We start from the raw sequence: 14,916 nt of genomic DNA, 5'->3' as shown, positions 1-14,916 counted from the left end.
TCGATGATGTTGCGTGACCATGTAAGCGGCCAACCAGTCCGACCGACTGAAGGCAGAGAGGATGAACGTGCATGAGCAAGGTGATGGTGGCCCGGAGTCGCACACTGCCGGGATTCGGATTAACGATGGGTTACAGTGTGCTTTACCTGAGCCTGGTTGTACTTATTCCACTCGCAGCGCTCTTGTTTAACTCCACGGGGCTGACCTGGTCCACATTGATTGAGGTGGCGACCAATTCCCGGGTACTGGCTTCTTTCCAGGTGAGTTTTCTGACTGCAGGTGCAGCGGCCCTGATCGATCTGGTTCTCGGGCTGCTCCTGGCTTGGGTACTTGTCCGGTATGAGTTCCCTGGAAAGCGGCTGTTTGATGCCGTTATTGATCTGCCTTTTGCCTTGCCGACAGCAGTGGCGGGGGTTGCCTTAACGGCGCTGTATGCCGGGAATGGCTGGATTGGGCAGTTTGTGGAACCTCTGGGCATCAAGCTGGCCTATTCACAGGCGGGCATTACTCTCGCGCTGATGTTTATCGGGATTCCGTTTGTGGTGCGTACGGTGCAGCCGGTTTTGCAGGAACTGGAGACTGAAGTGGAGGAAGCTGCGGCTACGCTGGGAGCGGGAAGATGGCGGATATTTCGTAAGATTCTGCTTCCGGATCTGATCCCGCCGCTGCTGACCGGTTTTGCGTTAGCCTTTGCCCGAGGTATTGGCGAATATGGTTCAGTGGTGTTTATCTCAGGCAATATGCCGATGAAAACGGAGATTGCGCCCCTGCTGATCATGGCGAAGCTGGAGCAGTTCGATTATGCGGGAGCTACGGCGGTAGCCTTGCTGCTGCTGCTGGTCTCTTTTGTCCTATTGCTGATCATTAATTCACTTCAACGCTGGAGCCGCAAGGCAGGCAGAGCTTAGTGAGCAGTGAGCCAACCTAAACCAAAAGGAGGTACAGAATATGGCGGGTTCCGTTCCATTGACGCCTGCTTCCCGTGTGCGAACCGGGCCGGGGCCAAACCGTGCAACCACGGAAGCACCATGGGTCAAATGGTTGTTGATCGGATTGGCAAGTCTGGTGCTGCTCTGGCTGCTCATCTTGCCGCTGGTGATCGTGCTGATGGAGGCTTTAAAGCAAGGCTGGGGTGTCTACATCGCCGCGCTTACCGAGCCGGACGCGATGTCGGCATTGAAACTTACGCTGCTGGTTGCCGGGATTACCGTACCGCTCAATACGATATTCGGTGTGGCGGCTGCGTGGGTCATTACCAAGTTCCAGTTCAGGGGCAAAGGACTCATGATCACCCTGATCGATCTTCCTTTTTCGATCTCGCCTGTGGTAGGCGGGTTGATCTTTGTCCTCATCTTTGGTTCAAATGGATGGTTTGGACCGTGGCTGGCCGAGCATGATATCAAAATTATTTTTGCCCTGCCCGGCATTGTCATCGCAACATTGTTCATTACGTTTCCCTTCGTTGCCAGAGAGCTGATTCCGTTGATGGAGGATCAAGGCACGAGGGAAGAAGAAGCGGCGGTTACGCTTGGGGCCTCCGGGTGGCGGATATTCTGGAACGTTACACTTCCCAACATCAAGTGGGGACTGTTATATGGCATTATTCTGTGTAATGCGCGGGCAATGGGCGAGTTTGGGGCCGTGTCTGTTGTATCGGGACATATTCGCGGGGAGACCAACACCTTGCCGCTGCATGTCGAGATCCTGTATAACGAATATCAATTCTCTGCTTCGTTTGCCGTCGCCTCCTTGTTGCTGATTTTGGCTCTGGCAACGTTGCTGCTCAAGAGCTGGTTGGGTCATAAAACGATTCCCGAAAAGTGATGTAACAATCCTATATTCATGCCGATCATCTTGGTTTTGAAGAGGGTTCCGAATGAAAATGGATTTTGTTTAAACTTCATGAAAATTCGGATTGACAGCTACTGGAAGCCCTGCTAATGTATAAACCAAGTATATAGGTTGGATAAGAATGGATTATAAGTCGGGTTGGATGACAGCGCACTTGAGGAATATAGCGGGCAGTAGCCCGAGAAGAGGAGGCGGCTCTATGGCTAAGCCGTTAAAAGTGGATGAGGTATGGATGGATCGCATTGCCGGACAACTGAACGACATGGAGTTTGGCTCGTTACACATCGTTGTACATGAAGGCCAGATTGTGCAGATGGAGCGGACCGAACGCAAGCGTTTTGAAAATACGCCCTCCGGCAGCGCCTCCAAATCCGGCAGCACTGCACGAAGCAGCTCACCCCGTTCATTGCGCTCATCGAATGCAAGCGCGAAGGGATAGGCATCATGTAATTCAGGATCGAATTAGGCATAATGCAAAAAAATAGTAGAACCAAAAAAAGAGAAGCCGCGATTTTCCGGGCTTCTCTTTTTTTGGTTTTGAATGAACTGAGTCTGTTGATACCAAGCCAACCGAGTTAACAGAGAGGTTTACTTTTCAGAAATGGCTCCAGATGTGCGTGGTTTATAGAGGTATAGCTCCATATCCAGGTTCTCATCCTCATGTGCTTCTGTACTGCTATTCAATTCCTTATCCGAATCGGTGTGTCCCGCGTACGGGCGATCACTGCGAGAAGGCGTTCCTGTCAGGCTGAAGCCAGAGATGAACAGGATGAGTTGCAATCCCAATGCGTAGGGAGCAGCAGCAAGTCCGATCAGATGAAGCAGGGAACACAGAGTAATTAGGGTAACAAGCGCTTTGGTTACTGTGCCCGATGAACCCTGTCTTGGGCTGGACCAGAGCAGATAACCATAGAACACCGTGATGATCAAGGAAACGAAGCGTATCCATGGCAAAGCATTGAACCATGAATGCCAGAAAGGATACAACAGACCTTGTTGACGAAACACAAAATCAGCGATTAGGTACAGTACAGCTACTACAGCGGTGGGCTCGGCAGCTGGACGAATGACATTCCAGATCGCTCTTCCCCACTGGTCAGGATGTACGGATCGATTCAATTCATCGGACAATGCTGCACTCTCTCGTTCCAGAGCCCTGTGCATCAATGCCAGTCGAGCGGGATCAACATCGATGATACAGCTGCGAATTTGATCCTGAAGCTGTGGAGACAGATGCACTGCGGCTCTGCAGGACAGCATGGCCGTTAATAATTCATGATGCTCATGTTCCGTTATAGCAACATTCCGTTGTTCTTTGGCTGTGAGTTGTCCCAATAGGGTTGTACTTATGTATAATGTATCTCGTATCGCGTGCATTCGCCTGTCCCGGCTTCGTCTGACCTCAGTGGCTGACCATACGTAGAGTCCAAGCAGCACAGCGATCATTCCGAGTATTACCGCCACGAAGACCGGATATGAGAATAGAGCAAGCATCCAGCGTTGAAGCACAATGGTTCCTCCTTTGCAAAAACTGTAGTGTAGCATGAAACACGGTTCACATAAGCTTTCTCTCACTATTACACAGGAATTGCGTGAATTCAAGCAGGAACAGTAGGAATTTACTGTCATAGGAAGGACCAGGGCACCCAAGCAAAGAAGATGTAATTTCCATGAATTTTTTAATTCTACACATAATTATAGATTTAATAGGAAGGGAGCATGATCTATGGACCAGATCAACATTGAACACACACCGCCCTCAACAGCAGAATACCTTGCGTTACGGAAAAGCGCAGGTCTTAGTGCGATGAGCAAGGAGGGAGCGGAGATCGGCCTACCCAATAGTCTTTTTGCCGTATGTCTGCGTGAAGAAAATGAAATCGTAGGCATGGGCCGGGTCATCGGGGACGGTGGTTGCTTCTTTCAGGTGGTGGATATCGCCGTGCGCCCGGACCAGCAGGGCAGAGGATATGGCAAATTGATTATGAGCGAGATCATGAATTATTTGCGCGAACATGTGCCTGCTCGTGGCTTGGTTAGCCTGCTGGCTGACGTTCCTGCCGATCGTCTGTACGCTCAATTCGGCTTCACCTACACCAGTCCGAAATCGGAAGGTATGTGGTGGAGACAAGGGGAATAGAGCGGAAATAAGCTGAGTTAAGCCTGTTTAAATAAAATTAGCCTTATATATGTGAAATAGCCTAACAATACCTCATTCGTGTATTCAACTAATTAAACCTTTGGTTATCCATAGGTTTTTTTGCTTTACATCCATTTATTTACAACTATAATGTAATTTAAATACAATTTACGATTTACAAAATACGATAATCATAATAAATGCAGAATGGAGGAGACGAAATTGGATAAAGACCAGCGGACTCAATTTAATCGAATGGTGGAACGATCCATGGAGCAAGCCAGCAGAAACCTATCGGGAACCAAGGGGGTTGTCTCCGTAAGATTAAGTCAGGAGGAGATTGATATTATTGATCAGCTTGTATTTCTTGAACTGGCCAAGAACCGATCTGATGCAACGGCGATGTTAATCAGGGAAGGGATTCGGACTCATCAATCGTTATTGAACGAGATTCAGGAGTATACGGCAGAGCTTGAGCGGGTAAAGGCCAAAATACAACAGTCCATTCGCAATTCAGGTTTGTTGACACGTCTGCAAAGTGAAACTGGAAGTGAGATCGAAGGGAAAGGAGAGAGAGTGAATGAAACAGACGAAAAATGAAATCCATAACGACAGTTATGGATCTGTTCTGCGTCTTCCATCTTTTTGTGTACTTCTTGCAGGCAGGCTGCTATCCGGTGCAGGTCAAATTTTATTTTCCATGGCTACGATGTGGTATATTCTTCAACTAACCGAGTCAGCACTCGCAGCAGCACTGATTCCTATGTTGCCATACTTTATCTATGCTTTTTTGGGTATACCACTGGCTACAATCAGTGATCGGCTGCCCAAAAAGCAGCTCTTGATCTGGACAGATGTACTTAGAGCATGCGTGGCCTGTATATTGGCGCTTTTATTCATGAGTGGTCAGATGGTACCGTGGCATATCTATGCTGCCAATTTGCTCATTGCGATTCTTGGATTTTTGTTCAATCCGGCAACCCAGACCGTCATCCCCGCAATTCTGCCCGACCCGTCGAAGCAGTTAGCACCAGCCAACGCACTTCTAAATTCATCTTCCAAAACAATTGAATTGCTTGGATATGCTGTAGGTGGCATATTGGTGGCGTTCATCTCAGTCCAGTCCATCCTTTTCATCTATGCACTTACCTTTCTGCTATCTGCTTTTTCCATTGTCTTTATTCATATTCCGGTGACCAAAGTGGTCAAACAAAAAGGGATTTCTGGCTTTATGAAGGACAGTTTGCAAGGGATTACCTTTTTGTTCTCGCGTAAAATTCTGGCCAGCTGCATCATTTTTGGTGCCATTATCAACTTTGCTGGCGCGCCTCTGCACATCTTCACTCCGATTTTTGCTGACATGGTTCTTCATGCCGGACCACAAGGCTATGGTCTTCTCCAATCTGCCTTTGCCGCTGGTAGTATTGCAGGCTCTTTGCTCAGCGGGAAATATGCCAAACGGCTTTCGCTTGCTCGATGGTTCCTAATCAGTTATCTCATCTCAGGTGCAAGTTTGCTGCTCATGCCTATGTTTCCTAATCTGTATATCGCCATCGTCTGTTCATTCTTTTTAATGTTGGGGCTTGCCCTCGTAAATGTACCTTTGGTTACCTCGATTCTTCTATCCACACCGGAAGAAAAGAGGGGACGTGTCATGAACAGTATGGGGGTCTTAATGAGTGGCATCAGCAATCCGCTGGGTTTATTGCTCGGAGGCTGGCTCATTGAAACGTATAATCCATCCTGGGTGTACATGGGAATCGGCGCATTTGTTATTGTCATGGGACTGGGGAGCATGTTTGTCCGGCCTTTCCGAGAGGAACAGGGGCAACGCTCCAGACAGCAAGCGTCATCCATTTAGCCTATGAGCAGATTATCGTCCTTTTTGGAAATAGCACTGTATGGAGGCTGCTATGATGCTTATCTTGCATAACTGGTGGCGAGTAGGATGAAACTTCATAATATTAAAGATTTAGATCATGAAGTTTATTCAGAATGGTTCTGGGCTTACTTATTTTAATAAGGCATGTATATGGGAACGGTGAGGTGAGCTAGCTACATGGTTTACAAGTGAGCACAGACGGTTTAAGATGGCGTGAGCCGTTTAAGGTATATAACAATGGGATTAAGTATTAAAATAACGGTAAGTTGACAAGATGATATCTACTGAAAAGAGGGATTTGATATGAAAGTTTCCATTTTTGGAGCAACCGGAGCGATTGGGAAGACGATACTGTGGGAGTTAATGGACCGCGGACATGAGGTAACGGCGATTGTTCGTGATCCTTCGAAGATTGATATGGAGCATGAGCGTTTGCGTGTGGTACAGGGGGATTTGCTAAACCCGGACCAGGTTGCCGATTTTACAGCAGGACAGGAAGCCGTTGTGAGTGCCTATGGACCGAAGTTTGGTGCGGAGGAAGAGATGTTGGAAGTTACACGTTCACTAATTGAGGGTGTTCGTCGTGGAAAAGCAGGACGTTTGGTTGTCGTGGGTGGAGCAGGAAGCTTGCTTACCGATTCTGGAGAAATGCTGATGGACACACCAGGATTCCCTGAGGAAGTCAAACCATTGGCGAAGGCTCATGTCGATGCGTATAACCTGATTGAAGCATCGGATATTAACTGGACCTACATGAGTCCTGCGGCTACGATCACAACAGGAAGACGGACAGGCCTGTTCCGGGTTGGCATGAATCGTGTAATCACAGATGATCTTGGTGAGAGTTCGATTTCCGTTGGCGATTTTGCAGCGGCTTTGGTGGATGAGCTGGATGATCCGCAATTTATTCAATCCCGGTTTACAGTAGGTTATTAAAAGTTTTAGGTAAGCTAGCAATCTTTCTGTAAATTTCCGAAGAGGCCACCGGGGAGGGATGAACGTTGTTTATCGTAACTGCTGAACAGATGAGAGCTGTGGATGAGCATACGATTCAGAAGCTTGGTATTCCTGCTGTCAGTCTGATGGAGAACGCAGGCAGAGCCATCGCTGAGGAAGTTATCCGGCTGTGCCGGGAAGACGATGTTGACCACCGTTCGAAGCAGTATGGTTGCTGGAACAAAAACGGGAAGCGGGCGCACACCGGGCCCGGGGATCGGCCTGCTCAAGGTGGCGACATCATCGCCGATCCGGCGCTCGTGATGGAGCAACCCGGTGATCAGCAGTGGTACATGCTGATCGGCAAGGGTAATAATGGCGGCGACGGGCTGGTTGCGGCGCGCCATTTGGTTGAAGCGGGGCTCGGCGTGACTTTGGTTTACGCCGATGCGCCTGATGCGTTGCGGGGCGAAGCCGCAGTGCAGCGGGATGCCGCCGCGCAGCTCGGCATCCCTGCTCTGGTCCACGGGCGCGAAGCTGTGGACTTCAGCCGGTGCACAGGCATCGTGGATTCGTTGCTGGGCACCGGCTCGAGGGGGGCGCCGCGCGGAGCATACGCGGCGCTGATTGAGGCGGTGAACGACAGCGGCAAGCCGGTCGTGTCCGCCGATGTGCCAAGTGGGCTGAATGCCGACACCGGGGAGGTATATGAGCCCTGCATTCAGGCCCGGGTGACCGTATGTCTCGCGCTGCTTAAGCGCGGGCTGGTGCAGTACCCGGGTGCATCTGCCGCAGGGCGCATCGTGGTGCGCTCCATCGGCATTCCCGCGCGGCTTGCGCCGGAGCATGGCCCCTCGGTCCGTCTGCTGACGGAAGAGGTGCTGCGCAGTGCGCTGCACGTGGACACGGGCCGACTCCGGGCACCGGACGGCCACAAGGGCACTTACGGCCACGTGCTGCTGGCCGCAGGCAGTCTGCCGATGAGCGGCGCAGGCCTGCTCTCGGCCAAAGCCGCGCTGCGCGCTGGCTGCGGGCTCGCCACATGGGCGCTGCCCGCGGCACTGCTGTCGCATGTCATCGGCACCGTGCCCGAGCTCATGCTCGCTGCCGCCGCAGATGGCGACAGCGGCGAGTGGAACGCGGCTTCCGCAGACGCTGTGCTGCGTCTCGCCGAAAGCCGCGACGTGCTCGCGACCGGCCCGGGTCTCGGCCGCTTCAAGGGCGACACAGACTGGCTGCGCCGTCTGTGGCAACATTCGGATCGCCCGCTCGTCATCGACGCGGACGCCCTCAACATGCTGGCAGACGCTGGCCCAACAGGGCCTCGCGACTGGGGCAAACGAAGTGCGGCGACCATCCTGACGCCGCACCCTGGAGAGATGGGCCGACTGCTGGGCATGTCGACCCCCGAAGTACAGCGTGACCGAATTGGACACGCTGTACGGTACGCCCGCGAGCAGGGCGTGATCCTGGTGCTCAAGGGAGCACGAACGGTCATCGCAACGCCATCCGGCGAGGCGTATATCAACACCACGGGGCACGCTGGCATGGCAACCGGCGGTGCAGGAGACGTGTTGACCGGCATTATCGCCGGTCTGCTCGCCCAAGGGCTCAGCGCGGAGCAGGCTGCAGCCTTTGGCGTGTTTCTACACGGCCAGGGAGGGGAGAGAGCTGCGCTGCTGCGCGGTGATCCGGCATCCCTGCTCGCCGGGGATATCGTTGATGCACTATAAAACAGGGGCATGATTGGTGCCGACTCTTGGTACGTACATTCGTTACTTCATAAGCTGCATTTACACCGCTTTGAGCTCGGGTGATAGGTGTGCTGCATGCCTCTGCACACAGCACAAAGATATAAACCACTCATAACATAAAGCAAGGGATGTCCCATAGTCATAAACATGACGAGGACATCCCTTTTTAGTGGTATTAGCTTTTAACGAATCAAACACAAGCTATGAGCTGCATTTTCCATTAATCTGCGCTTTAACGAATCCCAGCGACGTGATTTCACTGATCGGCAGGTTCTGGCCTAAGTTTGTACCATTATAACGAGAATAACGTGACTGAAGTTCGTTAATCTGTACATTCAACCCAAATCCTCCAATTCAGGTGTGGTCGATTCGTTAGAATGGATTAGCGCTTCGACCCGAGAAAGGAAGTCCCTTCCAACCTCCGGTACAGCCGCTTCCCTTCATTCTTTTATCATGGTTCAACTACAACCGGAACCGTAAAAGCTCCTGATGCATCTCTGCACTGATATCCCGCAGGGTTTTCACCTTAGTGCTTGCTTCGGCGAACGAACGTTGTTGCTCGGCCGTAGAAGCTGTAATTTCCTCACTGCTTGCAGCCGATTGTTCCGTAATGGCACTGATATTTTCAATCGCCTGCTGAACCTGTGCGCTAAGTTCACTGGACTGCTGCATGTCTTCCGTAAGCTGGTTAATGCTTGTGCTGATTCGCTCTACACTGTGACGAATGCCAGAGAAGGATTCGCCGGTTTTTCCGGTGGCCTGCTCCTGTTCTGCAAAGAGCTGAATGCTCTGTGTCACAGAGTTTTTCACTTTGCCCATAGCCGCTGTGATTTCACCGACAGCCCCAAAGATATGCTGTACCGATTGCTCGGATTGCTCGGCCAGTTTCTTCACTTCCCCCGCGACGACAGCAAAGCCGCGTCCGGCTTCACCTGCACGTGCCGCTTCGATGGAGGCGTTCAGAGACAGAAGGGTTGTCTGCGTAGCAATGCTTGATACATAAGCAGTCATGGTTGCGATCCGGGAGGCACTCTCCTCCAATTCCTGGACAGTCTTTTCTACCTCGGACATGGCAATCCGGTTTACTTCAGCCAGTCGAAGCTGTTCCTGTACGGCAATATGTCCCTCCTGCACGGAAGTCAAAACTTCGTTACCATAGATGGCCGATTGTGAAGTCGCCTGAAGATTGCTTTCAAACATATGCTGCATCTTGTCCACGACCATAACCGTGTCACTTAGATCCTCAGCAATTTTCTGACTGCCAATCGATAGCTCTTCGGTCGTTCGGGATACTTGCTGCACAATGGCTTGCACAGTATCATTACCGCGGTCAATGTCCTGTGCCATCCCATCAACACGGTTTCCTGCCGCACCGATAGATTGAATGATACTGCGAATATTCCCCGTCATAAGGCGGAAGGAGCGGTTTAAGTCATCCAATTCATCTTTGCCTCGTGTCTCCGGAAGCTGCTGCGTCAGATCACCGTTCGCAATTTGTCCTGCTGCTTCCTTCAAGCTGCGTATGCGTCTCGCCAATTTTCGTGAAGTGTACATGTTGAACACCAGCACAGCGACAAGCAGGATGATGGCTCCGGCGAGGGCAATCTGCCAGGTCCGCTGAATGTCTTGTTCAAGATCTACTGTGTATTGGTCATATCGATCCCGGGTCACCTCATCCAGCATATAGATATCATTTTGTATGCCTTTGACCCGTGAGCTGAAACGTTTGGCGTCCGAACTGTTCATGGCTGTGATGGCTTCGGTGGCGCCCGTGTCCAGAGCTGTTAATTTGGTTTGGATCGATTGAATCAGGCGAAGCTGTTCATCCGTTTCCAGCAAGCCTTCTGTGAGCTGCTTTACCATGGTTTTACCTTCATTCAGCAAGCGTGCAACATTATCCTGATTGCCAGCTGTCATGGAGAACGAGTACACATCGAGCGCCTGCTCGGTCTGTATCTGGTTAGCGTTCAGCTCCGTGACCTTCAGCATGGCAGGCACCAGATTTTGATTTTTGGCATTCATGCTCAGCAATTGAATAATGATATAGGCTACAAGCAAAAGGCATAACAGTAACGATACTACGGCATTCATTATCAGCTTTCCCTGCAATTTCATAAGCGTGCCTCCATATTAGCAATTGGTTTATTGATCTAGGGTAATTTTGGTTTTGCCGGAAGCGATCTGTGCTTTCAAATCTTCGAACGTTTGCTGTTGTTCGTCCGTGAGTGTGATGTTATGTAGGGCGGTTAAACCTACGCCGTTTTCTGCCAGACCATAGAACATTTCTTTTTCGGGAAATGAATGCTGGTTCTGAATGAACGTATTAATGGCGTTATGAAGAGAGACATCTACATTTTTGAGCATGGAAGTGAGTACTGCTTTTTCTGCTAAAAAGAACTGATCCTGGTCCACGCCAATGGCGTATTTACCCAATCTCTGAATCTCTGAAATTGAGCCTATGCCGGTAAGTCCGGCAGCAACGTAAATGACATCAACACGCTGTTCCTGAATCATCTGCGCCGCGAGCTTTCCTCCAAGATCAGGATTGCCGAAATCCCCGGCGTACACGATATGGACTGTGGCATCCGGATTAGCCGCCTTTACACCTTGCTCAAAACCTTGCTGGAAATCGTGAAGCACCGGAATATCCATTCCACCCAAGAAGCCTACATGGTCTTCGGTTGTTGCAAAGCCAGCAATGATACCTGCAAGATAGCTGCCTTCTTCTGCTTTGAAGGACATGGAGGTCACATTGGGGAGATCGGAATGCCCGTCAATGATGAGAAAGTGCTGATCGGGATACTTCTGAGCAACCTTCTCCAGATCGGTTTTTATCGTGTCGCTTAGACCAATAATCAGATCAACTTTATCCTTCGCAAATTGCTCAAAAGCTGCCTCGGATGTCAAATCCTTTCCAGGTTCCTTGTAATCAAAAACAATACTGTTCTCGTTTCTTGCCTGTACCAATCCCTCAAAAGATGCGTCACTGAAAGAATGATCACCCAAGCCGACATCCGTAAGAACGATTCCGACTTTAGTTCGCTGATCTGCGGGGGACACCTTATCGGTTGCCGAACATGCTCCCAGCATCAGAACAACTAGAACCATCATCATGGTGAACCCAAATTTGATTTTCCATTGTGTTTTCATGTGCGTATGCCCTCTTTTCTATAAGATGGAGATGACGTGTGAGGTGAGCAATTCCTCTATATGTATATCGGACGAGAGCAGAGTCTCTATAATGGGTAAGGATGAAAATTTACGAAAACTCAATGGAATTCCAATTAAACCCATAAATTATACATAGAATTTACATCTGAAGAGGCATGAATTCTATACAGAACCTGTACTACGTCTTGCTGGTCAATGGGAAAAAGAAAGACAAAAAAAGGGCAAAGAAGAGACCGATTAGATCTCTTCTTTGCCCTTTCCTTGAAACCAAACGAATGATGAATGACTACATATCATGAATCAAAAAATTCATATATATGAACGGTTTTCCCGGTTCCCGCAGCATATGCAATATTCCTGAGCGTTACGTTCCCGCTCTCATTCAGCTGCACTTGCAACGTATTACCACGCTGCTACCGAGCCATCTGTTCGGCTTTCCGTGCCGCCGCACAATACGCCGTTGTCCGGGTTGCGCCAGATGATCTGGCCGCGTCCAAACATCGACGGATCGAGGGCGACCTGTATATCATGCCCTTTGCGAGCAAGTGCCTGTGCAATATGTTGAGGGAATCCAGGCTCAACCAGAATCGTTTTGCCTTTGGTCCACTGCCAGCGCGGAGAATCGAGCGCAGCCTGTGGATTGAGGTGGAAGTCCACCGTATTCATAACGACCTGCACATGACCCTGGGGCTGCATGAAACCGCCCATGACCCCGAATGGTCCAACCGCTTCATCACCACGTGTGAGGAAGCCCGGAATGATTGTATGAAATGTCCGTTTGCCTGGCTCCAATGCGTTGGCGTGATCGGGATCAAGCGAGAAATTATGTCCACGGTTTTGCAGGGCAATGCCTGTGCCTGGCACAACCAGCCCGGAGCCGAAGCCCATATAATTGCTCTGAATGAAGGAAACCATGTTGCCCTCACCATCTGCCGTTGCAAGATACACCGTTCCACTTGCCCTTGGGTCGCCCGCTTCAGGCGGAAGTGCCATATCAACAATGAGCTTGCGCCGTTCATCTGCATATGCTTCGGATAATAATTCCTGCACCGTTACGCTCATCTTGCGTTCCTCGGTAATGTATTTCTCCCCATCGGCAAACGCCAGCTTCATGGCTTCCAGCTGCCTGTGGTATGCCAGAACGGATTCCTTTTCTTCAAAATCAAATCCCTTTAACAGATTGAGCGCCGCCAGAGCAATCAGCCCCTGACCATTTGGCGGGATCTCCCACACGTCATATCCGCGATAGGAGACCGAGATCGGATCAACCCATTCAGGTTGGAATGCAGCCAGATCTTCTTTGGTCAGGTAACCTCCGTGTTCTGTCATAAAAGAATGAATACGCTCCGCGAGTTCGCCTTCATAGAAGTCTCGCGCACCGCTCTCGCCAATCCGGCGCAGTGTTGCCGCATGATCCGGCGAACGCCATATCTCGCCCACGGCTGGAACAAGCCCGCCTGGGGCAAACGTCTCAAACCACGCACGGCCGGCTTCCGCATCGCCTTGGCGCGCATAGATGTCGGCTGCCCTTGCCCAATGGCGAGCCAGCCCCGGCGCAAGCGGGTAACCTTCTTCCGCGTAGCGGACAGCCGGTTCCAGCGCTTCCGCCAGCGTAAGCCGCCCGAATCGGCGGCTCAGCTCAGCCCAACCCGCCGGTGCGCCAGGCACCGTCACCGGGATGACCCCCAGCTTCGGCATCTCCGAATGGCCTGCCGCTTTGAGCGCCTCAATCGATATACTCTGAGGCGCAGGCCCGCTGGCATTCAGGCCATGCAGTTTGCCCTCGGTCCAGACGAGGGCAAAGGCATCGCCCCCAATGCCATTGGACGTTGGCTCCAGCACGGTGAGTGCAGCAGCGGTGGCGATAGCGGCATCAATGGCGTTGCCGCCCTTTTTTAACACATCCAGACCGGCTTGTGCGGCCAAAGGCTGTGAAGTGGCGACCATGCCTTGTTTGGCATAAACGGGCACACGATAAGACGGGTACGGTTGGTAGAGTGGATCGTAGTTCATCAGGTTTTCAGCTCCTTGTCGCAAGATGTCAGGTTCCGGCTCGCCGGATCAATTACTCCTAACCCTCTTCGGAACAGGTGGCATGATCTCCTGCTGCCAACGCGAAATCCAATCTGACATAGCCCGTGAATAGAGATGATACAGTTGTATTCATATCAGTGCCAATGTATTTTTTCCAAGATATGAGGTGTTCTCCAGATGACTAGGTCGTTACCATATCGCCGCCATTGACATGAATGCACTCACCAGTGACATAGGAGGAGTCGCGGGAAGCGAGATAGACGTAGGCAGCTGCTAGTTCATAAGGTTGGCCTGCCCGGCCCATCGGCGTCTCGGTTCCAAATACCTGCACGTCTTCAGCGGAGAAGCTGGATGGAATGAGTGGTGTCCATATGGGTCCAGGAGCCACGCAATTCACCCGGATTCCTTCGGATGCGAGCGATTTGGCGAGTACCCGTGTCAGAGAGACCACAGCCCCTTTGCTGGAAGAGTAATCGATCAGTTGCACTTCACCTTTATAGGCCGTAATGGAAGCCGTATTGATGATGGATGCTCCTTTGCACAGATGTGGGAGAGCCGCCTGAATCAGAAAAAAGTAGGCAAACACATTCGTCTGGAACGTATGGTACAGCTGTTCTTCCGTAATATCGACAATGCTTGGCTGTACGTACTGCACTCCATGATTGTTGACCAGGACGTCGATCTTTCCGAAGGTTTCCATGGTAGTACGGATGACAGCCTCGCAGTTTTTCTTCAACCGCAGATCAATCTCGATTAACAGACACCGTTGTCCCAGCTCTTCAATGCGTTCACGTGTCCTTTCGGCGTCGGTCCGTTCATATAGATAAGCGATGGTGATATCTGCACCTTCCTTGGCAAAAGCAATAGCTGCCGCTCTGCCGATTCCACTGTCACCACCGGTAATAATCGCAACCTTGCCTTCTAGCTTGCAGCTGCCAATATAAGCAGGATCTTCGCTGATCGGTTCAGGCACCATCAGGGTTTCCAGACCTGGCTGCTGGTCCTGATGCTGGGGTGGGAAAGCCAGCTTTTGTGGCTTGCACACCGTCTTCTCACCGTAAAAAGGATAGACAGGATTCATTCGGTTTACATCCTCCTCGCACGTTCGTTCATACGCCTAAACTATGCATTCGCCCAGAAGAAGGTGC

At 51.0% G+C, this 14,916-nt stretch carries 13 protein-coding genes; 8 read left to right on the top strand and 5 right to left on the bottom strand.

All coding sequences use genetic code 11. The features are described 5' to 3' along the window. Positions 1-71 precede the first annotated feature (71 nt). From cysT to AC4PM4_RS22790, 3 genes are all read left to right on the top strand, one after another. A complete protein-coding gene (cysT, locus tag AC4PM4_RS22800) occupies positions 72-908 on the top strand; it encodes a sulfate ABC transporter permease subunit CysT (protein WP_491614640.1) in 837 nt (278 codons plus the stop codon). A 40-nt stretch (positions 909-948) separates the two neighbouring features. Continuing rightward, on the top strand, positions 949-1,824 hold the full coding sequence (gene cysW / locus AC4PM4_RS22795; RefSeq protein ID WP_090810224.1) for a sulfate ABC transporter permease subunit CysW: 876 nt from the start codon (positions 949-951) through the stop codon (positions 1,822-1,824). A 226-nt stretch (positions 1,825-2,050) separates the two neighbouring features. Beyond that, on the top strand, positions 2,051-2,290 hold the full coding sequence (locus AC4PM4_RS22790) for a YezD family protein (protein WP_062322628.1): 240 nt from the start codon (positions 2,051-2,053) through the stop codon (positions 2,288-2,290). Between the two features lie 149 nt (positions 2,291-2,439). On the opposite strand, the gene AC4PM4_RS22785 is transcribed toward AC4PM4_RS22790, so the two are convergent. Further along, on the bottom strand, positions 2,440-3,360 hold the full coding sequence (locus tag AC4PM4_RS22785; protein ID WP_491614639.1) for a hypothetical protein: 921 nt from the start codon (positions 3,358-3,360) through the stop codon (positions 2,440-2,442). Between the two features lie 217 nt (positions 3,361-3,577). Here AC4PM4_RS22785 and AC4PM4_RS22780 point away from each other — a divergent pair, with 217 nt between their 5' ends. The 5 genes from AC4PM4_RS22780 (at position 3,578) to AC4PM4_RS22760 (ending at position 8,542) form a co-directional block, all read left to right on the top strand. Continuing rightward, positions 3,578-3,991, top strand: coding sequence for a GNAT family N-acetyltransferase (locus AC4PM4_RS22780; protein ID WP_274569374.1), 414 nt, complete (start codon positions 3,578-3,580; stop codon positions 3,989-3,991). Between the two features lie 222 nt (positions 3,992-4,213). After that, positions 4,214-4,591 (top strand): ribbon-helix-helix domain-containing protein, encoded by a 378-nt coding sequence (locus AC4PM4_RS22775; protein ID WP_063566187.1) that lies wholly within the window; start codon positions 4,214-4,216, stop codon positions 4,589-4,591. Next, a complete protein-coding gene (locus tag AC4PM4_RS22770) occupies positions 4,572-5,852 on the top strand; it encodes an MFS transporter (protein WP_491614638.1) in 1,281 nt (426 codons plus the stop codon). The genes AC4PM4_RS22775 and AC4PM4_RS22770 overlap by 20 nt, the downstream gene beginning before the upstream one ends. Positions 5,853-6,176: 324 nt before the next feature. Beyond that, positions 6,177-6,809: an NAD(P)-dependent oxidoreductase gene (locus AC4PM4_RS22765; protein WP_491614637.1), complete on the top strand. Its 633-nt coding sequence runs from the start codon at positions 6,177-6,179 to the stop codon at positions 6,807-6,809. Positions 6,810-6,874: 65 nt separating this feature from the next. After that, positions 6,875-8,542, top strand: a complete 1,668-nt coding sequence (locus AC4PM4_RS22760; RefSeq protein ID WP_491614636.1) for an NAD(P)H-hydrate dehydratase — start codon at positions 6,875-6,877, stop codon at positions 8,540-8,542. A gap of 483 nt (positions 8,543-9,025) precedes the next feature. On the opposite strand, the gene AC4PM4_RS22755 is transcribed toward AC4PM4_RS22760, so the two are convergent. The 4 genes from AC4PM4_RS22755 to AC4PM4_RS22740 all read right to left on the bottom strand — a co-directional run bounded on the left by AC4PM4_RS22755 (position 9,026) and on the right by AC4PM4_RS22740 (position 14,849). Further along, positions 9,026-10,678, bottom strand: coding sequence for a methyl-accepting chemotaxis protein (locus AC4PM4_RS22755; protein WP_400348424.1), 1,653 nt, complete (start codon positions 10,676-10,678; stop codon positions 9,026-9,028). A 27-nt stretch (positions 10,679-10,705) separates the two neighbouring features. Next, positions 10,706-11,713: a BMP family lipoprotein gene (locus tag AC4PM4_RS22750; RefSeq protein ID WP_491614635.1), complete on the bottom strand. Its 1,008-nt coding sequence runs from the start codon at positions 11,711-11,713 to the stop codon at positions 10,706-10,708. A gap of 423 nt (positions 11,714-12,136) precedes the next feature. After that, positions 12,137-13,747 carry a gamma-glutamyltransferase family protein gene (locus AC4PM4_RS22745; protein ID WP_491614634.1) on the bottom strand — a complete coding sequence of 537 codons (1,611 nt, stop codon included), beginning with the start codon at positions 13,745-13,747 and terminating at the stop codon, positions 12,137-12,139. Between the two features lie 202 nt (positions 13,748-13,949). Beyond that, positions 13,950-14,849, bottom strand: a complete 900-nt coding sequence (locus AC4PM4_RS22740) for a glucose 1-dehydrogenase (protein ID WP_063568255.1) — start codon at positions 14,847-14,849, stop codon at positions 13,950-13,952. Positions 14,850-14,916 lie beyond the last annotated feature (67 nt).

Source organism: Paenibacillus sp. MDV22-iso6, assembly GCF_058408365.1.
The sequence above is the reverse complement of the archived record's forward strand: the minus strand, read 5'-3'. Positions and strand labels throughout refer to the sequence as shown.

Bases quoted from the DNA above. Each gene is read 5' to 3' on its own strand.
- cysT (WP_491614640.1), top strand. From the start codon at position 72: ATGAGCAAGGTGATGGTGGCCCGGAGTCGCACACTGCCGGGATTCGGA.
- cysW (WP_090810224.1), top strand. From the start codon at position 949: ATGGCGGGTTCCGTTCCATTGACGCCTGCTTCCCGTGTGCGAACCGGG.
- AC4PM4_RS22790 (WP_062322628.1), top strand. From the start codon at position 2,051: ATGGCTAAGCCGTTAAAAGTGGATGAGGTATGGATGGATCGCATTGCC.
- AC4PM4_RS22780 (WP_274569374.1), top strand. From the start codon at position 3,578: ATGGACCAGATCAACATTGAACACACACCGCCCTCAACAGCAGAATAC.
- AC4PM4_RS22770 (WP_491614638.1), top strand. From the start codon at position 4,572: ATGAAACAGACGAAAAATGAAATCCATAACGACAGTTATGGATCTGTT.
- AC4PM4_RS22765 (WP_491614637.1), top strand. From the start codon at position 6,177: ATGAAAGTTTCCATTTTTGGAGCAACCGGAGCGATTGGGAAGACGATA.
- AC4PM4_RS22755 (WP_400348424.1), bottom strand. From the start codon at position 10,678: ATGAAATTGCAGGGAAAGCTGATAATGAATGCCGTAGTATCGTTACTG.
- AC4PM4_RS22750 (WP_491614635.1), bottom strand. From the start codon at position 11,713: ATGAAAACACAATGGAAAATCAAATTTGGGTTCACCATGATGATGGTT.
- AC4PM4_RS22745 (WP_491614634.1), bottom strand. From the start codon at position 13,747: ATGAACTACGATCCACTCTACCAACCGTACCCGTCTTATCGTGTGCCC.
- AC4PM4_RS22740 (WP_063568255.1), bottom strand. From the start codon at position 14,849: ATGAATCCTGTCTATCCTTTTTACGGTGAGAAGACGGTGTGCAAGCCA.